At 40.9% G+C, this 23,109-nt stretch carries 20 protein-coding genes, 2 pseudogenes and 2 riboswitches; of the genes and pseudogenes, 11 read left to right on the top strand and 11 right to left on the bottom strand.

The window, feature by feature from the left end; translation table 11 throughout:
- Positions 1-60: 60 nt before the first annotated feature.
- The 3 genes from mgtA to uvrA form a co-directional block, all read right to left on the bottom strand.
- Entirely contained in the window at positions 61-2,721 is a 2,661-nt protein-coding gene (gene mgtA / locus D8787_RS02370) for a magnesium-translocating P-type ATPase (RefSeq protein WP_125420546.1), read from the bottom strand.
- A 197-nt stretch (positions 2,722-2,918) separates the two neighbouring features.
- Positions 2,919-3,070, bottom strand: a riboswitch (M-box (ykoK) riboswitch).
- Positions 3,071-3,127: 57 nt separating this feature from the next.
- Positions 3,128-4,189 (bottom strand): M24 family metallopeptidase, encoded by a 1,062-nt coding sequence (locus D8787_RS02365; RefSeq protein WP_125420544.1) that lies wholly within the window; start codon positions 4,187-4,189, stop codon positions 3,128-3,130.
- Positions 4,182-7,013: an excinuclease ABC subunit UvrA gene (gene uvrA, locus D8787_RS02360; RefSeq protein ID WP_125420542.1), complete on the bottom strand. Its 2,832-nt coding sequence runs from the start codon at positions 7,011-7,013 to the stop codon at positions 4,182-4,184. The genes D8787_RS02365 and uvrA overlap by 8 nt, the downstream gene beginning before the upstream one ends.
- 131 nt (positions 7,014-7,144) lie before the next feature.
- Between uvrA and D8787_RS02355 the strand changes: the two genes are divergently transcribed.
- From D8787_RS02355 to D8787_RS02340, 4 genes are all read left to right on the top strand, one after another.
- Positions 7,145-8,089 carry a magnesium transporter CorA family protein gene (locus D8787_RS02355; protein WP_000815623.1) on the top strand — a complete coding sequence of 315 codons (945 nt, stop codon included), beginning with the start codon at positions 7,145-7,147 and terminating at the stop codon, positions 8,087-8,089.
- 11 nt (positions 8,090-8,100) lie between these two features.
- Positions 8,101-8,778 (top strand): DUF1129 domain-containing protein, encoded by a 678-nt coding sequence (locus D8787_RS02350; protein ID WP_125420540.1) that lies wholly within the window; start codon positions 8,101-8,103, stop codon positions 8,776-8,778.
- A gap of 141 nt (positions 8,779-8,919) precedes the next feature.
- A complete protein-coding gene (locus D8787_RS02345; protein ID WP_125420538.1) occupies positions 8,920-9,954 on the top strand; it encodes a S66 family peptidase in 1,035 nt (344 codons plus the stop codon).
- A gap of 105 nt (positions 9,955-10,059) precedes the next feature.
- Positions 10,060-10,323 carry a SemiSWEET family transporter gene (locus D8787_RS02340; protein WP_000166114.1) on the top strand — a complete coding sequence of 88 codons (264 nt, stop codon included), beginning with the start codon at positions 10,060-10,062 and terminating at the stop codon, positions 10,321-10,323.
- Positions 10,324-10,407: 84 nt separating this feature from the next.
- Here the strand turns inward: D8787_RS02340 and D8787_RS02335 are convergent, their stop codons facing one another.
- Both D8787_RS02335 and ruvA read right to left on the bottom strand, forming a co-directional pair.
- The gene (locus tag D8787_RS02335) at positions 10,408-10,971 is read right to left on the bottom strand and encodes a DNA-3-methyladenine glycosylase I (RefSeq protein ID WP_125420537.1); all 564 of its coding nucleotides are present in this window, start codon (positions 10,969-10,971) and stop codon (positions 10,408-10,410) included.
- A gap of 9 nt (positions 10,972-10,980) precedes the next feature.
- Complete coding sequence (gene ruvA / locus D8787_RS02330) at positions 10,981-11,574, bottom strand: Holliday junction branch migration protein RuvA (protein ID WP_125420535.1); 594 nt, start codon at positions 11,572-11,574, stop codon at positions 10,981-10,983.
- 156 nt (positions 11,575-11,730) lie between these two features.
- Positions 11,731-11,845, top strand: a riboswitch (FMN riboswitch).
- Positions 11,846-11,978: 133 nt separating this feature from the next.
- On the opposite strand from ruvA, the gene ribD reads away from it, so the two are divergent.
- The 4 genes from ribD to ribE (D8787_RS02310) are packed head-to-tail and all read left to right on the top strand — an operon-like array spanning position 11,979 to position 15,391.
- Positions 11,979-13,079, top strand: coding sequence for a bifunctional diaminohydroxyphosphoribosylaminopyrimidine deaminase/5-amino-6-(5-phosphoribosylamino)uracil reductase RibD (gene ribD / locus D8787_RS02325; protein ID WP_125420533.1), 1,101 nt, complete (start codon positions 11,979-11,981; stop codon positions 13,077-13,079).
- The gene (ribE, locus tag D8787_RS02320; RefSeq protein WP_125420531.1) at positions 13,064-13,699 is read left to right on the top strand and encodes a riboflavin synthase; all 636 of its coding nucleotides are present in this window, start codon (positions 13,064-13,066) and stop codon (positions 13,697-13,699) included. The genes ribD and ribE (D8787_RS02320) overlap by 16 nt, the downstream gene beginning before the upstream one ends.
- Positions 13,700-13,718: 19 nt before the next feature.
- Complete coding sequence (locus tag D8787_RS02315) at positions 13,719-14,927, top strand: bifunctional 3,4-dihydroxy-2-butanone-4-phosphate synthase/GTP cyclohydrolase II (protein WP_125420530.1); 1,209 nt, start codon at positions 13,719-13,721, stop codon at positions 14,925-14,927.
- The gene (gene ribE, locus D8787_RS02310; protein WP_001099498.1) at positions 14,924-15,391 is read left to right on the top strand and encodes a 6,7-dimethyl-8-ribityllumazine synthase; all 468 of its coding nucleotides are present in this window, start codon (positions 14,924-14,926) and stop codon (positions 15,389-15,391) included. Before D8787_RS02315 ends, ribE (D8787_RS02310) begins: the two co-directional genes overlap by 4 nt.
- A gap of 531 nt (positions 15,392-15,922) precedes the next feature.
- Here ribE (D8787_RS02310) and mutL read toward each other — a convergent pair.
- Positions 15,923-17,872 (bottom strand): DNA mismatch repair endonuclease MutL, encoded by a 1,950-nt coding sequence (mutL, locus tag D8787_RS02300; RefSeq protein ID WP_125420528.1) that lies wholly within the window; start codon positions 17,870-17,872, stop codon positions 15,923-15,925.
- 308 nt (positions 17,873-18,180) lie between these two features.
- Here mutL and D8787_RS02290 point away from each other — a divergent pair, with 308 nt between their 5' ends.
- Together D8787_RS02290 and D8787_RS02285 are read left to right on the top strand one after the other, a co-directional pair.
- Positions 18,181-18,621, top strand: coding sequence for a LytTR family DNA-binding domain-containing protein (locus tag D8787_RS02290; protein WP_125420526.1), 441 nt, complete (start codon positions 18,181-18,183; stop codon positions 18,619-18,621).
- The gene (locus D8787_RS02285) at positions 18,618-19,076 is read left to right on the top strand and encodes a DUF3021 domain-containing protein (RefSeq protein WP_125420524.1); all 459 of its coding nucleotides are present in this window, start codon (positions 18,618-18,620) and stop codon (positions 19,074-19,076) included. The genes D8787_RS02290 and D8787_RS02285 overlap by 4 nt, the downstream gene beginning before the upstream one ends.
- A 47-nt stretch (positions 19,077-19,123) precedes the next feature.
- Here the strand turns inward: D8787_RS02285 and nrdI are convergent, their stop codons facing one another.
- The 3 genes and pseudogenes from nrdI to D8787_RS02270 form a co-directional block, all read right to left on the bottom strand.
- A complete protein-coding gene (gene nrdI, locus D8787_RS02280) occupies positions 19,124-19,588 on the bottom strand; it encodes a class Ib ribonucleoside-diphosphate reductase assembly flavoprotein NrdI (RefSeq protein WP_125420522.1) in 465 nt (154 codons plus the stop codon).
- A 77-nt stretch (positions 19,589-19,665) separates the two neighbouring features.
- Entirely contained in the window at positions 19,666-20,199 is a 534-nt protein-coding gene (locus D8787_RS02275) for an ABC transporter permease (protein WP_125420520.1), read from the bottom strand.
- A 60-nt stretch (positions 20,200-20,259) separates the two neighbouring features.
- Positions 20,260-20,460, bottom strand: a pseudogene (locus D8787_RS02270) (helix-turn-helix domain-containing protein); the annotation flags it as partial.
- A 252-nt stretch (positions 20,461-20,712) separates the two neighbouring features.
- Between D8787_RS02270 and D8787_RS02265 the strand changes: the two are divergent.
- A complete protein-coding gene (locus D8787_RS02265; protein WP_125420518.1) occupies positions 20,713-21,282 on the top strand; it encodes an MptD family putative ECF transporter S component in 570 nt (189 codons plus the stop codon).
- A gap of 28 nt (positions 21,283-21,310) precedes the next feature.
- Here the strand turns inward: D8787_RS02265 and D8787_RS12100 are convergent.
- Both D8787_RS12100 and D8787_RS02250 read right to left on the bottom strand, forming a co-directional pair.
- Positions 21,311-21,702 (bottom strand): annotated as a pseudogene (locus D8787_RS12100) (hypothetical protein); the annotation flags it as partial.
- Between the two features lie 16 nt (positions 21,703-21,718).
- Positions 21,719-22,963 (bottom strand): transporter, encoded by a 1,245-nt coding sequence (locus D8787_RS02250; RefSeq protein WP_125420516.1) that lies wholly within the window; start codon positions 22,961-22,963, stop codon positions 21,719-21,721.
- Between the last annotated feature and the right edge of the window lie 146 nt (positions 22,964-23,109).

Here is a 23,109-nt window from a genome sequence, read left to right as displayed (position 1 = left end):
TTTTTAAATTTTTTTGACTTTTTTCGTCATTTTCGTACTTTTTTCTTGACAAAATGAAATTTACAGCCATTCTTGATATTTCTTGATATAGATTTTTTTCACAATTGTCACGCTAATCATGTACAAAATAATGATGAAAAGTAAAAAGATGAAATAAATCGGTTTTAAAGGAGTGAGATGAAGTAGGCTTGCGAGAGGACTGTAGGGAAGGAAGGTCACAAAGGCTGCAGCCAATAAGGTTGTCACAAGGACTAGCCAAGCTGGACGACTCTGTAAAAAGGGAATTTTAGCTGAACGCAACATATGGATAACCATGGTCTGTGACCACATAGACTCGATAAACCAACCTGTCTGGAACAAGACAATAAATCCTACGGCCGACTCTGCTCCATGAACATAGGCATGACCTGTCGTCATGGGTACAATGATAAAATAGAGCAAAATAAAGGTCAAAATATCAAAGGCAGAAGAGATAGGCCCCATCCAAACCATGAAACGTGTGATGGACTTAGCTTCCCAGGTATGCGGATTTCTCAAAAAATCTTTGTCCACCTTGTCAAAAGGCAAGGCAATACAAGACAAATCATAGACTAGATTTAGGATAATCAAATGGACTGGTGCCATTGGTAAAAAGGGTAAAAAGATTCCAGAGACCAATAGGGATAAGATATTTCCAAAATTAGAACTCACTGTCATCTTGATATATTTGGTCATATTGGCATAGACCTTACGCCCTTCAACAAGTCCTTTTTCAAGCACCATGAGATCCTTATCAAGTAGGATAACATCAGCTGTTTCTTTAGCAATATCTACTGCTGTATCAACAGAAATCCCCACATCTGCAACTTTCATAGAAGGAGCATCATTGATTCCATCTCCCATATAGCCGACAGCATGACCATTAGCCTTAAATTGCAAAATAATCCTTGCTTTTTGGTCAGGAGAAAGTTTGGCAAAGACGGTTACCTCCTCTACGGCTTGGGCCAATTCTTGATCACTCATCTGATCAATTTCAGACCCTAACAGCATCTGATTGATATCCAAACCAACCTTTTCACAGACTGCTTGGGTAACTTTTTCGTTGTCTCCCGTTAAAATCTTTGTTTGAACCCCATGTTCTAACAGAGCCTTAATTGCTGGTGCTGCAGATGGTTTAGGAGGATCTAGGAAGGCTAAATAACCAGTTAGAATCATATCCCCTTCATCATCAACGGTATAGGCATGACCTTCCCTCAAACCTGACTTATAGGCCACTCCCAAGACACGCAAACCTTGTTGATTTAGTTGTCGGACTTCCGCTAAAATTTCTTCTCTAATAGCATCTGTCAAGGGAGTAATCACTCCATGGTATTCCGCATAACTGGAAATCGTCAACATTTCCTCTAGGGCACCCTTGGTTACCAAGCTAACCACTTCGTTCTCATCCTTGACGATGACACTCATCCGTCTACGTTCAAAATCAAAGGGAAGCTCATCGATTTTTTGAAAAGTTTGAGCCAGATTTTGGAGGATAGCGTGTTCTTTAGTTTCCTTTTCAGTCCGTTTGATGATGGCTCTGTCCATCAAATTTTTCAAGCCAGTTTGAAAATAGGAATTGAGATAAGCTCGTCTCAAGACAGTCAAATCCAAGCGTCCGTGGATGTCCAAGGGATATTCTAGAACGATTTCATCTTGGGTTAGAGTTCCTGTCTTATCTGTACACAAGATATCAATCGCCCCTAAGTCCTGTATGGCATTGAGTTTCTTGATAACCACTTTTTCCTTGGCCATGATAATGGAGCCTTTTGCTAGGCTAGCGGTAATAATCATAGGAAGCATTTCAGGTGTCAATCCAACACCAACACTCAAAGCAAATACGCCAGCTTCCAGCCAGTCGCCATCTGTTAAACCATTGGACAAGAAAACGATGGGCACCATGACCAACATCAAACGGATCAAGAGCCAAGAGATACTATTCATCTCCCGCTCAAACGAAGTAGGCTCGTCATAGGTGTTCAGAGTCTGCTCAATAGCCCCCATCATGGTATCATCACCAACCGCCAAAACCACGGCCTTGGCACTACCAGACAAGACATTGGTTCCCATAAAAGCCAAGGATTCGGCTTCGAGAAGACTATCAGATTGTTGAACTGTTGCCTTGGTCAAGGCCAATTTTTCAACAGAATCACTTTCGCCTGTCAAGCCAGACTGTTGTACAAAGAAATCGCGCGACTCAAATAAAAGAAGATCTGCTGGAATCATATCACCAGCGCTTAATTTAACCACGTCACCCACTACCAAATCATCGATAGGTACTTCTTGGATTTCTCCTTGATGAATGACAGTCGCTGTGTTGACAATCATTTTTGAAAGATTGGTGGCTGCCTTATCACTGCGGAGTTCTTGGACAAAGCGAATGCCTCCAGAAATGAGGACTAGGACAACGATGATAATAGAAGTCGTCGGATCCTCTTGACCTGGTTTTGCCAACCAGACATTGGTCACCAAGGAAATCACGGCGATGACCAGCAAGATGATTGTAAAAGGATTGATAATGGATTCGTAAATCTTTTTCAAAATCGAATCTTCTTGGCCTTTGGTAATCACATTTTCGCCATAGAGGTCACGATTTTTTTCGACTTGTTCCTCTATCAAACCGTTTAAACTGGTATGATAAAAAGTTAGACTCTCGTCTAAAGGGACTTGAATAGCTGTTGCTAATCTTTCTTTTGTAGTTTTCATTGGTTTCTCCTATCTGTATGAATGATGTGTTTCATACACAGAGACCAATCACTTTATAAGGGCAGAACGACACAAATCAGCGATTGGCTGTGTATGTGCGGTTCCGGATGATCGTCAATTTGCATCGTCTGTCTCCTTTCTTTGTTTTAAACAGTAGAAAATCCTACCATCAAAAAATGGCAGGATTAAAAAACTAATTATCTGTTTTTTCGTTCAAGCTTTAACTCCATAGGGCAATGAAATGAGCTTAGTCTTGGCCTTCGCGACCAGGACTGTTGACCAACGAGTAGTGTCTCCACTGCTTTGCGGTAGTCATCCGTATCCCTATGGTAGCCTCACCTACCGTTTTCGTCTTTCAGTATAAACCTTTAAAATTTAAAAGTCAATCATTTGAGTTGTTTAACTCTTAAATAACTATCAACTCTTTTGGAGCAAGGGTCAATAATTCACAACCTGTCTCTGTAATCAGGATATCATCCTCGATACGAACGCCATATTTGCCTTCGATATAGATACCTGGCTCATCTGTCAATGCCATACCTGCCTTAATAGTTTCTGTAGAAGTCTGGCTAAAGTATGGTTCCTCATGGATATCCAGACCAATGCCGTGGCCAATACCGTGGGTAAAGTAGTCGCCATAGCCTGCCTCGATGATAATATCACGAGGGATTTTGTCAAAGTCACGGAAACCTAATCCTGCCTTAGCCTGGTCAATCAAGGCTTGGTTGGCTTTCAAAACCGTATTGTAAATTTCTGCCTGCTCGTCGCTAACATGCCCTAGATAGATAGTCCGTGTCATATCACTGACATAGTGATCATAGAGACAGCCGAAGTCCATTGTAATAGCTTCTCCCAATTCCACTGGTTTGTGCATGGGATGGGCATGGGGTTTAGAAGAGTTGATACCGCTAGCTAGGATAGTGTCAAACGACAAGCCAGATGCTCCCAACTCACGCATACGGAAGTCAAGGAAGTTGGCAATCTCAATTTCAGTTTTTCCTGGTTTGATAAAGTCAAGCGCATCGCGGAAAGCTTGGTCTGAGATAGAACAAGCCTTGCGAATAGCTGCAATCTCCGCCTCATCCTTAATCATTCGAAGACCTTCAACAAACTGAGTTTGTGGAAGCAAGTCCAAACCTGCAAAAGCTGCCTGCATACGGTGATAATAAGAGACCGAAATCTCGTCCTCAAAACCGATTCGAGACAAGCCCATATCCTTGACAATGCCTGCAATGACAGCCAATTCATCACGGTCAGCCACAATCTCAAAACCACTGGTTTCTTGCTTAGCTGCGATGATATAGCGAGAGTCTGTCACCAAGACCTGACGGTCACGGCTGAGAAAAACTGTTCCGTTCGAACCCCAAAAACCAGTCAAGTAGTAGACGTTTTTAAGGTTGTTGATAATGATGCCATCTAGTTCTTTTTCTTGCATTTTAGCGAGAAATGCTTGTACACGTTTATTCATGATGTAACTTTCCTTTCAAATACTGTCCTGTGTAGCTGGCTTCATTGGCCGCTACTTCTTCTGGAGTTCCTGTTGCGATGATGGTTCCACCACCGACACCGCCCTCAGGTCCCAAGTCAATAATATGGTCTGCCGTCTTGATAACATCCAGATTGTGCTCTATAACAAGGACTGTATTGCCGTCGTCAACAAAGCGTGCTAAAACCTTGAGCAGGCGAGCAATGTCCTCTGTATGAAGCCCTGTCGTCGGCTCATCCAGAATGTAGAAAGATTTCCCTGTCGAGCGTTTGTGGAGCTCGCTAGCCAGCTTCATACGCTGGGCTTCTCCCCCAGAAAGGGTGGTAGCTGGCTGCCCTAACGTTACATATCCCAGTCCCACATCCTTGATAGTCTGAAGTTTACGTTGAATTTTCGGAATGTGTTGGAAAAATTCCACCGCATCGTTAACAGTCATGTCCAAGACCTGTGAAATATTTTTTTCCTTGTAGTGAACTTCTAGGGTTTCACTGTTATAGCGGGTCCCGTGGCAAACTTCACAAGCCACATAAACATCTGGCAAGAAGTGCATCTCAATCTTGATAATCCCATCACCTGAGCAGGCTTCACAACGACCACCCTTAACGTTGAAACTGAAACGACCCTTCTTGTAGCCTCGAATCTTGGCCTCATTTGTCTGGGCAAAAAGATCACGTATATCGTCAAAAACTCCTGTATAGGTAGCTGGATTGGACCTCGGCGTCCGTCCTATAGGGCTCTGGTCAATGTCAATCAAGCGGTCTACGTGCTCAATTCCTGTAATAGTTTTAAACTTACCAGGTTTGTCTGAATTACGGTTGAGCTTCTGGGAAATGGCTTTTTTGAGGATACTGTTGATCAAGGTCGATTTCCCTGAACCTGACACACCTGTCACTGCGATAAATTTTCCTAGTGGGAAGCGAGCTGTGACATTTTGCAGGTTGTTCTCACGCGCACCTGTCACCTCGATAAAACGACCATTTCCGGTACGGCGCTCTTCTGGTACTGGGATGGCACGTTTTCCTGACAAGTACTGGCCTGTGATAGACTTACTGTTGCGAGCCACTTGCTTAGGTGTACCTGCTGCAACAATCTCACCACCAAAAACACCGGCACCGGGACCAACGTCAATCAGATAATCAGCCTCACGCATGGTATCTTCGTCATGTTCCACTACTATGAGAGTATTACCCAAATCACGCATCTTTTTGAGACTGGCAATCAGACGGTCATTATCCCTCTGATGAAGACCGATTGACGGCTCATCTAGAATATAAAGAACACCTGATAGGTTAGAACCAATCTGGGTTGCCAAACGAATACGCTGACTTTCCCCACCTGAAAGGGTTCCTGCCGAACGTGACAGGGTCAGATAGTTAAGACCCACGTTATTAAGGAAGGTCAAACGGTCCTTGATTTCCTTGAGAATGGGACGAGCAATAATAGCTTCATTTTCAGACAAGGTTAACTGGCTCACCAACTCCAAGTGGTCTGCGATAGACAGATCTGAAATTTCTCCGATATGTGGTCCTTTCTCGCCACCCACACGAACAGACAAGGCCTGATCATTGAGGCGATAGCCGTGACAGGTTCCGCAGGTCAGCTCATTCATGTAGAGGCGCATCTGGGTGCGGGTGTAGTCACTATTGGTTTCATGGTAGCGACGCTTGATATTATTGACAACTCCTTCAAAAGGAATGTCGATATCACGCACGCCACCAAATTCATTCTCATAGTGGAAATGGAATTCCTTACCATCAGAACCATAGAGAATCAAGTTCTTATCTGCTTCTGACAAGTCTTCAAAAGGCTTATCCATATCCACTCCAAAGGCCGTCATGGCCTGCTCTAGCATGTTTGGATAGTAGTTGGATGAGATAGGATTCCAAGGTGCCAGCGCTCCCTCACGTAAGGTTTTGCTGGCTTCTGGCACTACCAAATCAGTATCCACCTCCAACTTGATGCCTAGGCCGTCACACTCACTACAAGAGCCAAAAGGAGCATTGAAAGAGAAGAGGCGAGGCTCTAACTCTGGAACAGTAAAGCCACAAACTGGGCAGGCATAATGCTCAGAGAAGAGCAACTCCGAATCATCCATAGTGTCAATAATGACATAACCTTCTGTAATACGAAGGGCAGCCTCAATGGAATCAAAGAGACGACTACGAATGCCCTCCTTGATGACAATACGGTCAACAACAACATCGATATTGTGTTGCTTGCTCTTAGACAACTCTGGCACTTCGGTCACATCATAGACTTCCCCATCCACACGGACGCGAACATAACCATCTTTCTGAATCTTTTCAATGACGTTCTTATGCTGTCCTTTTTTCTTACGAATGACTGGTGCTAAAATTTGTAGGCGCTGGCGTTCAGGCAATTCTAAAACCTTATCCACGATTTGCTCCACAGAAGAAGCCTTGATAGCTCCATGCCCGTTGATACAGTAAGGCGTACCCACACGTGCGTAGAGGAGACGCAGATAGTCATTGATTTCAGTCGTCGTTCCCACGGTCGAACGAGGGTTTTTACTAGTCGTTTTCTGGTCTATGGAAATAGCTGGGCTGAGACCATCAATAGCATCTACATCAGGCTTCTCCATGTTTCCCAAAAATTGACGAGCATAGGCTGACAAACTCTCCACATAGCGACGTTGACCCTCCGCATAGAGGGTATCAAAGGCCAGACTGGATTTCCCAGACCCTGACAAACCAGTCACTACAACCAGCTTGTCTCGTGGAATCTCTACATCAATATTTTTTAAATTATGGGCACGCGCCCCATGAATGACAATTTTATCTTGCATCTTTGTTCTTTCTAGTCCATTATTGCTTACCATTATACCAAAAAAAGTGAGATTCTATTACCCAAAAGGCTGAATTTGTAGTATAATAGTACGGTGTGAAAAAATCTGAAAAATGAGAAAGGATAAGGGATATGAAACAAGTTTTTCTCTCTACAACAACTGAATTTAAAGAGATCGATACGCTTGAACCGGGTACTTGGATCAATCTCGTCAATCCGACTCAAAATGAATCACTGGAAATCGCTAATGCCTTCGATATTGATATTGCCGACCTTCGAGCACCGCTCGATGCGGAAGAAATGTCTCGTATTACAATTGAAGACGAATACACCCTGATTATCGTAGACGTTCCGGTCACAGAAGAAAGAAATAATCGCACCTACTACGTAACCATCCCGCTTGGTATTATCATCACCGAGGAAACCATTATCACTACGTGTTTGGAACCATTACCAGTCCTTGATGTCTTTATCAACCGTCGATTGCGTAATTTCTATACCTTCATGCGTTCGCGTTTTATCTTCCAGATTCTCTATCGCAATGCAGAGCTTTACCTAACAGCCCTTCGTTCGATTGACCGCAAGAGTGAACAAATCGAAAGTCAACTGCATCAATCAACTCGTAATGAAGAATTGATTGAGCTCATGGAATTGGAAAAAACCATCGTCTATTTCAAGGCCTCCCTCAAAACAAATGAGCGTGTGATTAAGAAATTGACCAGCTCAACCAGCAATATCAAGAAATACCTTGAGGACGAAGACCTGCTTGAAGATACCCTGATTGAGACCCAACAGGCCATCGAGATGGCAGACATTTATGGAAATGTCTTGCATTCTATGACAGAGACCTTCGCCTCTATCATTTCCAACAACCAGAACAACATCATGAAAACCTTGGCCCTTGTGACCATCGTTATGTCCATCCCAACCATGGTCTTTTCTGCCTACGGGATGAACTTTAAGGATAATGAAATCCCCCTAAACGGTGAGCCAAATGCCTTCTGGCTAATCGTCTTTATCGCCTTTGCTATGAGTGTCTCGCTCACTCTCTATCTCATCCATAAAAAATGGTTCTAAGAGGAGTTCCTATGTCTCAGATTGATCTACAAAAATTAACTAAGAAAAACCAAGAGTTTGTCCACATCGCTACCCAACAATTCATCAAAGATGGGAAAACAGACGCTGAAATCAAGACTATTTTTGAGGAAGTTATTCCCCAAATCCTTGAGGAGCAAGTCAAGGGTACGACTGCTCGTTCCCTCTATGGCGCGCCAACTCATTGGGCTCATAGTTTCACTGTCAAGGAACAATATGAAAAAGAGCATCCAAAAGAAAATGATGATCCAAAACTCATGATTATGGACTCAGCTCTTTTCATCACTAGCCTCTTTGCCCTCGTCAGCGCCCTCACAACCTTCTTTGCAGCAGATCAAGCTTTCGGCTATGGATTTGTCACCCTCCTATTAGTTGGACTGGTTGGTGGATTTGCCTTCTACTTGATGTACTACTTTGTTTACCAATATTATGGACCAGATATGGACCGCAGTCAACGTCCACCTTTCTGGAAATCTGTACTAGTTATTCTAGCCTCTATGTTCCTTTGGTTGCTTGTCTTCTTTGCAACAAGCTTCCTACCAGCTAGCCTTAACCCAGTACTTGCTCCATTGCCGCTGGCTATTATCGGAGCAGTCCTCCTAGCCCTTCGCTTCTATCTCAAGAAACGCTTGAATATCCGCAGCGCAAGTGCAGGACCAACACGCTATTAAGAAGAATCATAAAAGCAACTGCAGGTGCGGTTGCTTTTTCGCTTACTTTCTTGATTTTAAAGTATTCTTCTGACATCCCACATAGCTCTATCTAATCTTTTGTGATAAAATAGGCTCAATCTATTTCTAGGAGGATAAAATATGATTTCTACTATTGGTATTGTTAGTTTATCTAGTGGCATTATCGGAGAGGACTTTGTCAAACACGAAGTGGACTTGGGTGTCCAACGTCTCAAGGACCTGGGACTCAATCCTATCTTTTTGCCCCATTCGCTAAAAGGATTAGACTTTATCAAGAACTATCCTGAAGCGCGTGCAGAAGATTGGATGCATGCCTTTTCTGATGATAGCATCGATATGATCCTATGTGCCATCGGTGGAGACGATACCTATCGCTTACTACCTTATCTTTTTGAAAATAACCAACTCCAAAAGGTTATCAAACAAAAAATTTTTCTTGGCTTCTCGGATACAACCATGAACCACCTCATGTTGCATAAACTAGGAATCAAGACTTTTTATGGTCAATCCCTCTTAGCAGACATTTGTGAATTAGACAAGGAGATGTTGCCCTATAGCCTTCACTACTTCAAAGAATTGATTGAGACGGGAAAAATCTCAGAAATCCGCCCTAGCAATGTTTGGTATGAGGAACGAACTGATTTTAGTCCCAAAGCTCTGGGGACACCTCGTGTCAGTCATACAAATACTGGTTTTGAGTTGTTACAAGGAACTGCCCAGTTCGAGGGGAAAATCCTCGGTGGTTGCCTCGAATCCCTCTACGATATCTTTGACAACTCTCGATACGCAGATAGCACGGAGCTCTGCCAAGAATACAAACTTTTCCCTGACTTGTCAGACTGGGAAGGAAAGATCCTCTTGCTAGAGACAAGCGAAGAAAAGCCTGAGCCGGAAGACTTCAAAAAGATGTTACAAACTTTAAAGAACACTGGTATATTCAAGGTCATCAGCGGACTCTTGGTCGGGAAACCTATGGATGAAACTTTCTATGACGACTATAAAGAGGCACTATTGGATATCATTGACAGCAATATTCCAATTGTCTATAATCTGAATGTCGGCCACGCAACTCCGAGAGCAATTGTCCCCTTCGGAGTCCATGCCTATGTAGATGCACAGGAGCAAGTCATTCGCTTTGACTATAACAAAAAATAAATAGTGTCTCTATTTTTGTGCTTTTGTATTCGTTTTCGTTACAATTTGTATCTGAATTTATTGCATTTCGCTAATTTCTATGATATCCTTTTGAAGGAGGTGTATATGACAAAACAAAAAATTAATCGAATCGTAGGTTCTATTGGTGCCTTTATTGGAATCATAGTATTTATTGCCTACATACCTCAAATTATCGCTAATTTACAGGGAAATAAAGCTCAACCATTTCAACCTTTATCAGCTGCTATATCTTGCTTAATCTGGGTTATTTATGGATGGACAAAGGAACCTAAGAAGGATTGGATACTAATCATTCCAAATTCAGCTGGTGTTATTTTAGGTGGAATCACTTTTTTGACTTCACTCTAACAAATCTAATAGTATATATAAAAAGCTGGGAAAAGTTTCTCAGCTTTTTTCTATATTCTCGGATATTCTAGTTACCTACACCCACTAATTTCCGCTTTTCCATTCACAATCGTTCTCGTGGTCATCAACCAGCCCTGCTGCTTGTAGAAAAGACAAGACGGCGACTGGTCCTGTAAACTTAAAGCCTCGTTTTTTGAGATCTTTGGCTAATTTTTCAGACAAAGGTGTTTTAGCTGGGGCTTGGCGGTAATCGGGAACATCGTTAACGATTATTTTCCCCTCAACAAAGGACCAAAGATAGGCATCAAAAGAGCCATATTCTTCCTGTAGTCGTAAAAATGCTTGGGCGTTAGCGCGTGTAGCAAAAATCTTGGCTCTATTTCGAATGATGGCTGGATTCTCCAGCAAGTCTTCCAGTTCGGTGTCGGTCATATCTGCGACCGCTTGAATTTGATAGCCATGAAAAGCTTCTCGGAAAGCTTTGCGTTTGTTTAGTACCGTTTCCCAAGACAGGCCTGCCTGATAGGTTTCCATACACAACAACTCAAACAATGCTTGGTCATCATGGAGAGGCTGGCCCCACTCCTCATCATGATAGGCAATGTAGAGCGGATTGGTCATCTTGACCCACGAACAACGTTTTGTCATGCTCTGCTCCTATTTGACCAACATCTTAAGGGCCGACTTGATATAGTTCTCAGCTGTATCTGTCGTTCCTTCAAAGAATTTCTTGATTTTCTTGAGCTCTGTTGCCTTGTAGCCTAGCGCCAACATGGCTTCCATAGCTTCTTCCAATTCTTGGTTTTCAGCGCTTACTTGCACTGCCACCTTAGCAGGAAGGTCATCTCCTGCAACTACTACCTTGCCTTCCAAGTCCAACACCATCTGCTGGGCTGTTTTCTTGCCAATTTTAGGGAACTTGGTCAAGTAGGTGATATTCTTGGTTTCGATGGCTTGAACCAAGCCAGCATTGTCATCAGCAGCGATAATAGCAAGAGCTGACACAGGACCAATCCCAGAAACCGAAATCAGACTGAGAAAGAGCTTCTTCTCGTCCTCTGAACGGAATCCATAAAGTAGATGGGCATCCTCACGCACGACCTGATGCACATAAATTTGAGCCTCTTGATTGACCTGTCCTGAGTAGGCATAAGGATTGGCCACATGCAGGATATAACCGATACTGTTGACTTCAAGAACAATGTATTTGGAAGTGATTTTGGTAATGATTCCTTTTAAATATTCGTACATAGTTTTCCTTCTCTCTTAATTTGCCTATCTAGTATACCATATTTTCTTTAGCCGATGATAGAGGAGCAATGAACACAAACACAGTATAGCAAAAATAATCTGTATTTATCTGTTGACATATTCAAAATTAAGTACTATAATCATCTGTAATTGAATAACTATCTTCAGGGCAGGGTGCAATTCCCTACCGGTGGTATAGCCCACGAGCCGAAAGGCATGATTTGGTGAAATTCCAAAGCCGACAGTATAGTCTGGATGAAAGAAGATGAAAGTATATTTGTGCTTTTTGTGTGCTCTGAAATGATTACTTGTCATTTCAGAGCATTTTTGTTAATTGCATAAGTTCTCTTTTGTATGCCTTGAATAGTCCCCTATTCAAGGTATATTTTTTTGGAGGTAGTGAGATGAGCGACTCAGAATATATGCAATTAGCAATAAAACTGGCACAAAAAGGGGCTGGTTACGTCAATCCTAATCCTATGGTCGGCGCAGTTATTGTAAAAGATAATCACATTATCGGACAAGGATATCATGAGTTTTTTGGCGGCCCACATGCTGAGAGAAATGCTCTTAAAAACTGTAGAGAATCCCCTGTCGGAGCAACGCTTTATGTAACACTTGAACCCTGTTGTCACTTTGGGAAAACACCTCCTTGTATAGATGCTATAATCGATAGTGGTATTACAAGAGTAGTCATTGGAAGTCTAGACTGTAATCCTATTGTATCTGGAAAAGGAGTAAAGATACTTGAGGAAAATAATCTTCAAGTTACTGTTGGAGTTTTAGAGAATGAGTGTCTTAACTTAATAAAAAGTTTTAGAAAGTATATTACCCAGCATGTACCCTATGTTTTTATGAAATATGCAATGACAATGGATGGAAAAATAGCCACTAAAACAAATCAATCCAAATGGATTACTGGAGAAGAGGCAAGAAAGCATGTGCATCAGTTACGACACCATGTTAGTGCGATTATGGTGGGAGTCAATACTGTTATTCAAGACGATCCTTTGCTGACATGTAGATTAGAGGAAGGGAAAAATCCTGTCCGCATCATATGCGATACACATTTACGAACTCCTCTTACCTCTAAAATCGTAAAAACAGCAAATGATATTAAAACTTATATTGCTACTTCCTCTGAAGATAAAAATAAAATAAAGCTATATCAAAATCATGGCTGTGAAATACTTTCCATAAAGAAAAAAGACAATCATATAGACTTATCAAGTTTAATGCAACATCTAGGAAACATGCAGATTGATAGCCTACTTCTAGAGGGGGGCAGTCTAATGAATTGGAGTGCTTTGGAACAACAAATTGTTGATGATCTGAAAATATATATTGCACCAAAAATTTTTGGAGGCAGTGCCAAGTTTCCTGTCGGAGGTGAAGGTATTTCTTTGCCAAATGACGCTATCATGCTGAAACCTTATGCTTTTTCTCAAATAGGAAATGACTATCTCATAGAAAGTGAAGTGATTTACCCATGTTCACAGGAATAATTGAAGAAATCGGAAAAGTTGAAAGAATAGAGAAAAATTCTCGTAATTGCACACTATCGATTAAAGCCTCAAAAATATTAACGGATATCCATTTAGGCGATAGTATAGCAGTAAATGGTATCTGTCTTACAGTTACTCATTTCAATCATCAAGCCTTTACAGTTGATGTAATGAATGAAACATGGAGTCGAACAGCTCTTACTCTATTAAAACATGGAAGTGAGGTGAATCTAGAAAGAGCCTTATCTGTCAACGGTCGACTTGGAGGTCACGTCGTTACAGGACACATTGATGGTACAGGAAAAATCTCGTCAATAAAAAAAGATGATAATGCTGTATGGTATCAAATCAACACAAAAAAAGAAATTTTAGATTTAATAGTTGAAAAAGGATCTATTACAATTGATGGCATTAGTCTGACTGTCGCTAAAGTCTCCAAAGTAAACTTTTCAGTCTCTGTTATCCCTCATACCTTGGAACAAACCATTCTTAAGAGTAAACAAGTCGGGAGTACAGTAAATCTTGAAAATGATATCTTAGGTAAATATGTGCAAAAACTGATGGATAACTCTCCAAAATCAGAAATATCGAAGGAACTGTTATATCAAAATGGATTTTAGCAGAAAGGATGATCAGTCAATGGAATATCAAAAAATACAAGAAGCATTAGAAGCATTGCAGAAGGGACGACTTGTTCTTGTTATAGACGACAAGGATAGAGAAAACGAAGGAGACTTAATTTGTTCCGCACAAGCAGCTACAACAGAAAGTGTTAATTTCATGGCTACTTATGCCAAAGGATTAATTTGTATGCCTATGAGCGAACGTTTAGCTAATCAATTAATGCTTTCACCTATGGTTGAAAACAATACAGATAATCATAAGACGGCTTTTACAGTTTCAATTGATTATAAGGAAACGACCACAGGTATTTCTGCCGAGGAAAGAGGACTGACCGCACGTATGTGTGTAGCTGAAGATATAAGACCCTCTGATTTTCGCAGGCCAGGACATATGTTTCCTTTAATTGCGAAAAACGGTGGTGTTCTAGAAAGAAATGGACACACTGAAGCAACTGTTGATCTATTAAAATTAGCAGGACTAAAAGAGTGTGGCCTATGTTGTGAAATAATGAATCATGATGGCAAAATGATGAGAACAGATGATTTAATTCAGTTCTCGAAGAAACACAACATCCCACTAATCACCATCAAAGAATTACAAGAATATAGAAAAGTATATGATCAGCTGGTAGAACGAGTTTCAACTGTCAATATGCCTACTAGATACGGTAATTTCAAAGCAATTAGCTACATAGATAAACTAAATGGGGAACATCATCTTGCTCTTATTATGGGAAATATAGAGGATGAAGGCAATGTATTATGTCGGGTCCACTCTGAATGTTTAACAGGAGATGTTTTAGGCTCTTTACGGTGCGATTGTGGACAGCAATTCGATAAAGCTATGAAAATGATTGCTGAAAATGGTTCGGGTGTCTTACTTTACTTGCGACAGGAGGGACGAGGAATTGGACTTATCAATAAATTAAAAGCCTATCATTTACAAGATCAAGGAATGGATACGCTTGATGCCAATCTTGCATTAGGCTTTGAAGGCGATTTAAGAGAATATTATATTGGAGCACAAATGCTTAAAGACCTGGGACTACAGTCACTTCATTTACTGACAAATAATCCTGACAAGGTTGAACAGTTAGAAAAATATGGAATTCCCATTTCCAGTAGAATACCAATCGAAATAGAAGCCAATCCTTACGATAGTTTTTATTTAGAAACAAAGAAAAATCGAATGGGTCACATTTTAAATATGGAGGAAAATAAATGAACACTTATGAAGGTAATTTAGTAGCGAATGATATTAAAATAGGTATTGTTGTAGCGAGATTTAATGAATTTATAACTTCAAAATTATTATCTGGAGCACTAGATAATCTCAAAAGAGAGAATGTAAACGAGAAAGATATCGAGGTAGCCTGGGTTCCAGGAGCTTTTGAAATACCACTGATTGCATCAAAAATGGCAAAAAGTAAAAAATATGATGCAATTATCTGCTTGGGAGCTGTCATTAGAGGTAGTACAAGTCATTATGATTATGTATGTAGCGAGGTATCTAAGGGAATTGCCCAAATCAGTTTAAATAGCGAAATCCCAGTTATGTTTGGTGTGCTAACGACAGATACAATTGAACAAGCCATAGAGCGAGCTGGCACTAAAGCAGGAAATAAGGGTTCTGAGTGTGCACAAGGAGCTATTGAAATGGTCAACCTAATCCGTACATTAGACGCTTAGAACAGACTCTACTTTTAGACGAATAAAGAAACTTGGCAAAATCGCAATTTAATACTCTATGAAAATCATAGGGCAAACTAGGAAGCCAGTCGCAGATTGGTAAAACACAGCTTTGATGTTACAAACAAAACTGGCAAAATTAGCTCAAAACACTGTTTTGAGATTACATATAAAACTGACGTGGTTTATACCCAATGAAAATCAAAGAGCAAACTAGGAAACTAGCCGCAGGCTGTACTTAAGTACGGCAAGGCGACGTTAACGTGGTTTGAATTTGATTTTCGAAGAGTATTAAATAGATTTTCGACGAGTATTCGGAAAAAAGCAAATATTTCCATAATAAAACGCATAGAATAAAGGTTTTTGAACACCTAATTTTATGCGTTTTTCTGATTTTAAAAATTTTTCCCAGACTTTTTTGTACTTTTATACTCAATGAAAATCAAAAAGCAAACTAGGAAGCTAGCCGCAGACAGTACTTGAGTACGGCAAGGCGAAGCTGACGTGGTTTGAAGAGATTTTCGAAGAGTATTAATATTTCCCCAATTCACGGAGACTGGTGTGATTTTCCTGAATACGTCGGAACATCTTTTCCATATCTGACTTTGTAAAATGCACCAAAACAGGACGTCCGTGGGGACAGTTGTAGGGATTGTCACATTGAGAAAGCTGATAGAGGAGTTGTCTAGCCGAATGATCGTCAATACGATGGTTGGCCTTGATAGACCGTTTGCAGGACATCATGATAGCCAGCTCTGCTCGGTATTTCTTGATAGAAACTTCCTTAGTCAAAAGGAGCATGTCGCACATCTCATAGATACCTGATTCAATCTCTTCTTCTGCCATCCAAATAGGATGTTCACGTAGGATAAATTGATTTTCCCCGTACTCTGCTAGAAAGACTCCTACTTCCTCCAAATGTTCCATCCTTTCCTTGAGACGAAGCGCATCATCCGCAGGAAATTCAAAGATGTAGGGCACTAGCAGTTGCTGCTGGCTCTGGTCAACATTGCCAATGCTTTCACGATACTCCTCGTACTTGACCCGTTCCTGAGCCGCATGCTGGTCTATGATGTATAGCCCATCTCGTCCCTGTGCAAAAAGATAAGTCCCGTGCATCTGACCAAAAAATTCCAACTCTGGGAAGCTGGATGCTTCTTCTCGCTCCAGCTTGTCATAAGCCTTATCAAGACTAGCTAGGTCTAACTCAGGATGATCTAGTTGGTCATAGTTAGCAGGCTTTCTCTCTGCAAAATGCAGTTTTGCTGGCTTGGTCAGCTGATCCAAGGTTTCCTTGGCAAACAGGGTTAAATCCGGCCCTTCCTCAGTTAATTCTACCTGATAATCAGCCACCTCAGCTTGACTAGGTCTTGTCGGCTCAGTTTTCTCATAGTAGAGCGTATTTTCTTTGAGAGGGAGAATGGTCTGCTCCACCTTTTGACGATTGCGCACGGTCGATTTAGCAAGATTTTCTAAGGCATCTGGGATCAAGGTTTGTTCCTTGAGACTGTTGGAAATAGCTTCTGAGACCAGAGCCATCAGTTCTTTTTCCTTAGAAATCCGCACCTCTTGCTTAGTCGGATGCACATTGACATCCGCTAGATAGGGGTCTATATGGATGTGAATGACAGCCAGTGGAAAACGGCCTACCATGAGCTTACTACCGTAACCATCTAAAATAGCACGATTGAGTAGGAAATTCTTGATATAACGACCATTGATGAAGAGACTGATATAGTTGCGATTGGCTCTAGTTAACTCAGGCAAAGACACAAAGCCAGAAATTTCGAAATCAAGATCAGAATTCTCAATTTCAATCATCTTCTTGGCGCTAGCTAGACCGTAAATCCCTGCGATAGCTTGGCGCAATTGACCTGTTCCCGCTGTTCGCGTCATTTCCTTACCATCACTGATCAAACTAAAAGAAATCTCAGGATGGGCCAAACCCAGACGATTGACAATATCAATGATATGAGACAACTCTGCTTGCTGGCTCTTCATATACTTGAGGCGGGCAGGCGTGTTGAAAAAGAGGTCCTCCACACAAACCTTGGTTCCCACAGGACTAGTCGCTGGGATGACTTCTTCAACTTCTCCCCCACGCGCGACTAGCTTGGTCCCGTGACTCGCACCATCCATCGCCGTCAAAAGGGTCAGAACACTAACAGAAGCGATAGAAGGCAAGGCTTCACCACGAAAACCAAGCGTCCGAATCCGAAAAAGGTCTGCCTGATTTTTTATCTTACTGGTCGCATGGCGGCGCAGGGCCAATTCCACCTCATCGTGGGCAATTCCATGACCATTATCTGTGATTTGGATTTTCTTGAGACCAGCTTCCTCAATCTCAATGATAATCTGGCTAGAGCCTGCGTCAATGGCATTTTCTACCAGCTCCTTAACAACGCTAGCTGGACGCTCGATAACCTCTCCTGCCGCGATCTGGTTTGCCAGCACCTCTGGCAATTCAATAATATGAGACATCTTTCAGCCCCTTTCTGTATCTATTTTCCTAGAAATTGATAGTGCTATTATACCATATTTCAGAAAGAACAGAAAAGCTCCACCACATAGGAGTCAAATCCCTCCACATAGACAAAGTCCCTTGAAGGGGGCATAAAATAGTGGTATACTCAATAAAAATCAAAGAGCAAACTAGAAAGCTAGGCGCAGACAGTACTTTAGTACGGCAAGACGACGCTGACGTGGTTTGAATTTGATTTTTGAAGAGTATTAATAAAGGTGTACAAGAAGTGAGATTAATTTTGTATGAAAAACAAGGAGAGAAATTTATGAAAGTAGAACTACAGATTAGTGAGACTTACGAAGAGGAAAAGCTGATTGTTCAAGCACCTCAAGAAACCGATAAAATCCAGAAAGTCATCGAGCTCGCAGAAAATCTGGATCTAACAGAAAAAATCAAAGGGAAAATCGATAATCAGATCTATCTCGTTGAGATTGGTAAGATACAACGCTTCTATATCGAGAATCGGAAGGTTCTAGCAGAAACAGCGAGTCAGACCTACAGCATTGATTTGCGACTCTATCAGGTCCTTGAAATTCTGCCAACAACTTTTATCCAAATTTCCCAATCTGAAATCATCAATATCGATTCCATCTCTCATCTCAAGCTCACCCCCAACGGCCTAGTAGAAATTTTCTTGAAAAACGAAAGCTTCACCTACTCTTCACGCCGTTACCTAAAAACCATCAAGGAGAAATTAGAACTATGAAAAAACAAACCTTCCACGATGCAGCTACTGGTGTCCTCATCGGCCTCATCCTCTCTATCATCTTTTCACTCATTTATGCCCCAAATACCTACGCCCCACTAAGTTCCGAGTCTCTCATCGGCCAAGTGATGGCTCAACATCAGGTTCACGGTGCCCTGGTCTTGCTCTACTGCACACTGATCTGGGCAGCCATCGGTATTCTCTTCAACTTTGGCAAGCGATTATTCAGCCGTGACTGGAGCTTGCTCCGTGCGACTCTGACCCATTTCTTCCTTATGCTAGTAGGCTTTGTCCCACTAGCAACCCTAGCAGGTTGGTTCCCCTTCCACTGGATCTTCTATCTCCAGCTTATTATCGAGTTTGCAATTGTCTACCTCATCATTTGGACTATTTCCTATAAAAGAGCATCAAAAAAAGTAGACCACATCAATCAACTCTTGGAGCATAGAAAGTAAGAGTTCTGATAAAACTGCTTGGAATAATAAAAAAGTCAAGCCTAAGCTCAACTTTCCAACTCATACAAATCTGCAATAATCGCTGCGACATGTTTGATATCTCCCAGCATACCACGCATTTCAAAGTCAGCCAATACAGGGAATCCAAAACGCTCACTATATTGCTTGGCTGTCAGACAGTATTGGTTATTAAAGTTACGATTTCCTGAACCAACCACGCCAAAACACTTACTAGCATTGTCGCCATAGGCGATAAAATCCCCAACGGGTGTCGTCAAAATCTCAACATCTCCGTTGTCCACGCCATTTCCACCTTCTAGGTAGGTCGGCAAAAAAGTGACATAAGGATGATCCATTTCATAGAAATCTTGGCCTTCCTTGACCAAATCCTTGATATGAATCTTTTGGACCTCAATCCCCTCGTACTGGGACAAGAGATAGTCTTTCAAGCGTGTCACAAAACTCTCAGTATTCCCACTCAGACTAATATAAACTAAAGAAATTGTCTTCATATGTACCTCCATGATTTTATTTTTAATCGAAAAAGAACTACCAAGATTGTAACCTGATAGCTCTTTTTTGTCAATACTTAAGCAAGTTCTTCTGTTTCCTCTTCTTCTGCCAAGGCTTTTTGCTGACGCCACATCTTGTAAAAGACAAAGGCTAGGAAAAGAACATTGATAACGATATAGAAAATACTAACAGCTTTTGAACCAATACTCATTGTCAAACGCATGGTCTCATCTTGAAGCAACTGCACAGCGTCTTGCAAAGTCACATAGGTATAAATTGAACCAATAATAGCTAACAAAACATAGCCAACATAAGTATAGTTTGCATATTGCAAATTCTTACGAACAAGGAACACAATCGCTACTACCACTAAAATAGCAGATAGCACAATCAAGGCCATATTAAAAATAGAATGAGACGCTTCTGCCACTCTATAGCTATAATTAATGCTATCTTCTACCTGCTGAGCACTGACCCCTGCAACCTGTTTCTGAGCAGCACGAAGGACTTCTTTGCTAGGTAAGGGCTTCAAAAGTTCAAACAGAGACGTAGCTGAAATAAGGGCAGACAAGATTAGCAAGACCCATAGATAAATCGGTTTCTTTTTCATGATAGAACCTCCTGATATTATTATTTATATTATAGCACTTTTTGTAAAGGGATACAAATCTTATAGTATAGTTTCTACCTGTTTTCGGTAGGCTTTGGGAGACTTTCCACACAATTTTCGGAACACTTTATAGAAATATCCCACGTTACTGTAACCAACGGCATAACAAATATCTTCGATACTGTCACTAGTTGAAAGTAAGAGTTGTTGGGCAGCCTTAATGCGTTGTTTGTTTAGTAATTCTGCGAAGGTCAAATTGGTTTAAGCAATACAGTAAAACGATTTAAAATTAACAAATCTATAAAAAATTTAGTTTTATACTCAATGAAAATCAAAAAGCAAACTAGGAAACTAGCCGCAGGCTGTACTTGAGTACGGCAAGACGACGTTGACGCAGTTTGAATTTGATTTTCGAAGAGTATGACAAGCAAACAATAACACTTTCTCCCCATTTACAATCCCATCAAACCATGGTACAATGAGAATTATGAAAAAATTATCAGGAGACAATTCATGAAAAAATCTATCTTAACGACTCTGCTTTTTGCAGTTCTTTACTTCCTCTGCATGGGGATTGGTGTCCTTTTGGGAAATCTCTTTGACCAAACTGGAAATATGTTTTATGCGCCTGCCTTTACTGCCCTTGTCGGTGGTAGCGCCTATATGATTCTGGTCGCAAAAGTTCCGCGCTTTGGAGCCATTACCACTATCGGCCTTGTCATTGCCCTCTTTTTCTTGGGAACTAAACACGGTGCTGGTGCCTTCCTTCCTGGAATTATCTGCGGCCTCCTAGCAGATGCAGTAGCTAGCCTAGGAAAATACAAGGACCAAACAAAAAACTTCCTTTCTTTCATTCTCTTTGCCTTTAGCTCAACAGGACCAATCTTGCTTATGTGGATTGCGCCCAAAGCCTATATGGCTACCCTTCTGGCAAGAGGAAAATCCCAAGAATATATCGATCGTATCATGGTTGCACCAAATCCTGGAACCATCCTTCTATTTGTCGCAAGTGTTATCATCGGAGCCCTATTGGGTGCCTTGATTGGACAAGCCTTGAGTAAAAAATTTGCGCAGAAAATCTAGTCAATAAAAAAGAGCCAGACGGCTCTTTTTATTTATGGCTCAAGACTTAGTCAAGAAGTCTCCCAAGAATTGGATTGCAAAGATAATCAAAATGATAATAATGGTTGCCAAGATAGTCACATCGTGATTGTAGCGGTTAATTCTCAATGAAAATCAAAGAGCAAACTAGAAAGCTAGCCGCAGGTTGCTCAAAACACTGTTTTGAGGTTGGAGATAAGACTGACGAAGTCAGTTACATATACCTACGGCAAGGCAAAGCTGACGTAGTTTGAAGAGATTTTCGAAGAGTATAGATCCATAAGCGATGGCTACGTTACCAATACCACCAGCTCCAACCGCACCCACCATAGCTGTTTCCCCAACAAGGGAAATCAAGGTCACAGTCGTCACACGAATCAAATCTGGAAGACCTTCTAGTAAGACTGAGCTTCCTCGGTTAAAATTTTTTACCTGAAAAACTTCTTTTTTCTAGTGATAAAATCAACCCTATCACACTCACTACTAAAAACACCCACCAACAAAGCCTGATATCTTGTAAAGCTAAGAAGGAAAATACAGACACCCCCAAGGGTAATGTTAGGGAAAAAATCATACTCAAGAGATTATTACTTCTAGCTAATACATCCGCACTCAAATTAGACAGTAACAGAGTATCTAATTTAGGCATTGATTTCGACATCAAATACATGACAAAGGCTAAGCAGGCAACACCTACTAGAGGAGAAAAATCTAAAATATTAGCAGTAGCCAACAAGACAAACAGAATTGCATTGAGCGATAGCAAACTTGAAAACGACAATTTCCCAAAATAATCATGGGGAGTTAAGCTACCAAGAATAGCTCCTCCCAAGCTAACACATTCAATTAAAAATAGGGCTTGAGCATAGCTGAGATGATAGATAGTATGGTCTAATAAGTAAAAGTGATAAATACCTCCGACAGCCCCTCCCAAAGTATTCATTACCAAAATAACAAAGATAATTTTAAGCAATGATTGACTTTCTCTCTGTCTAAAGATATCATCCATGTCCGCATAGATCGCCTTAACTTGTTGAAGTAAACTAATCGACTTATCCTCTACACTTATAGACAAATGCGTCAATTCTCTTCTATTTTTGAACAAAATAAGAGAAGATAGTAAAAAGAAACCAGCATTCACCATTGCAACAAAAGAAAAATTTTGATGACTGGTTGTGAGTAGCCATACTCCTAAGGCTTGACCTCCTAGATTTGATAAATAGGAAACAAACTGAGTAAAGGAATAAGCTTCATAGAGCCTATCTTCCGAAATATTATGCTGGATAATCGGCATACGAAGGCCTGCTGTATAATCCGATAAAATATCCGAACAGATATTAACTATACAGATAAAAGCAAACGTTACGAAGTTCTGGTCATGAATCACACCAGCAATCAAAAGAAATAGGAAACTTTGCACACAACCAACCCAGATAATTGTCCCTGCTTTATTCCGAGTATGATCCGCCTTAATCCCAATATAAAAAGTAAATAGGAAAGGTAAAATCGTAATCATATTCGCCATAAATACAGCTATATTTTTAAAGGGTAGACTCGCGGCATAAACGATAAATACCAGATTATAAATATAAGCTCCACTTGAGCTCAAAAACCTTGATAAGGTAAGTATTCTAAATAAATGATGTCTTAAGAATAGTTTCATAACAGGCCTTTCTCACATTTCAAAGCGTATTCTATTGAATCCAGTCTAACAAAAAAAGCGGGACTCCCCACTTTTTTGTAATATATTTTTTCTGAAAATAGAAACTCTAGCGTCTAGAAACTGCTAATTATCAATCCATCTACAAG

Origin of the sequence: Streptococcus mitis (assembly GCF_003944325.1) — a bacterium.
Classification (GTDB): domain Bacteria; phylum Bacillota; class Bacilli; order Lactobacillales; family Streptococcaceae; genus Streptococcus; species Streptococcus mitis_CW.
Note: the sequence above shows the minus strand (reverse complement) of the source record. Positions and strands in the feature narration are given on the sequence as shown.

Bases quoted from the DNA above. Each gene is read 5' to 3' on its own strand.
- mgtA (WP_125420546.1), bottom strand. From the start codon at position 2,721: ATGAAAACTACAAAAGAAAGATTAGCAACAGCTATTCAAGTCCCTTTA.
- D8787_RS02365 (WP_125420544.1), bottom strand. From the start codon at position 4,189: ATGAATAAACGTGTACAAGCATTTCTCGCTAAAATGCAAGAAAAAGAA.
- uvrA (WP_125420542.1), bottom strand. From the start codon at position 7,013: ATGCAAGATAAAATTGTCATTCATGGGGCGCGTGCCCATAATTTAAAA.
- D8787_RS02355 (WP_000815623.1), top strand. From the start codon at position 7,145: ATGAAACAAGTTTTTCTCTCTACAACAACTGAATTTAAAGAGATCGAT.
- D8787_RS02350 (WP_125420540.1), top strand. From the start codon at position 8,101: ATGTCTCAGATTGATCTACAAAAATTAACTAAGAAAAACCAAGAGTTT.
- D8787_RS02345 (WP_125420538.1), top strand. From the start codon at position 8,920: ATGATTTCTACTATTGGTATTGTTAGTTTATCTAGTGGCATTATCGGA.
- D8787_RS02340 (WP_000166114.1), top strand. From the start codon at position 10,060: ATGACAAAACAAAAAATTAATCGAATCGTAGGTTCTATTGGTGCCTTT.
- D8787_RS02335 (WP_125420537.1), bottom strand. From the start codon at position 10,971: ATGACAAAACGTTGTTCGTGGGTCAAGATGACCAATCCGCTCTACATT.
- ruvA (WP_125420535.1), bottom strand. From the start codon at position 11,574: ATGTACGAATATTTAAAAGGAATCATTACCAAAATCACTTCCAAATAC.
- ribD (WP_125420533.1), top strand. From the start codon at position 11,979: ATGAGCGACTCAGAATATATGCAATTAGCAATAAAACTGGCACAAAAA.
- ribE (WP_125420531.1), top strand. From the start codon at position 13,064: ATGTTCACAGGAATAATTGAAGAAATCGGAAAAGTTGAAAGAATAGAG.
- D8787_RS02315 (WP_125420530.1), top strand. From the start codon at position 13,719: ATGGAATATCAAAAAATACAAGAAGCATTAGAAGCATTGCAGAAGGGA.
- ribE (WP_001099498.1), top strand. From the start codon at position 14,924: ATGAACACTTATGAAGGTAATTTAGTAGCGAATGATATTAAAATAGGT.
- mutL (WP_125420528.1), bottom strand. From the start codon at position 17,872: ATGTCTCATATTATTGAATTGCCAGAGGTGCTGGCAAACCAGATCGCG.
- D8787_RS02290 (WP_125420526.1), top strand. From the start codon at position 18,181: ATGAAAGTAGAACTACAGATTAGTGAGACTTACGAAGAGGAAAAGCTG.
- D8787_RS02285 (WP_125420524.1), top strand. From the start codon at position 18,618: ATGAAAAAACAAACCTTCCACGATGCAGCTACTGGTGTCCTCATCGGC.
- nrdI (WP_125420522.1), bottom strand. From the start codon at position 19,588: ATGAAGACAATTTCTTTAGTTTATATTAGTCTGAGTGGGAATACTGAG.
- D8787_RS02275 (WP_125420520.1), bottom strand. From the start codon at position 20,199: ATGAAAAAGAAACCGATTTATCTATGGGTCTTGCTAATCTTGTCTGCC.
- D8787_RS02265 (WP_125420518.1), top strand. From the start codon at position 20,713: ATGAAAAAATCTATCTTAACGACTCTGCTTTTTGCAGTTCTTTACTTC.
- D8787_RS02250 (WP_125420516.1), bottom strand. From the start codon at position 22,963: ATGAAACTATTCTTAAGACATCATTTATTTAGAATACTTACCTTATCA.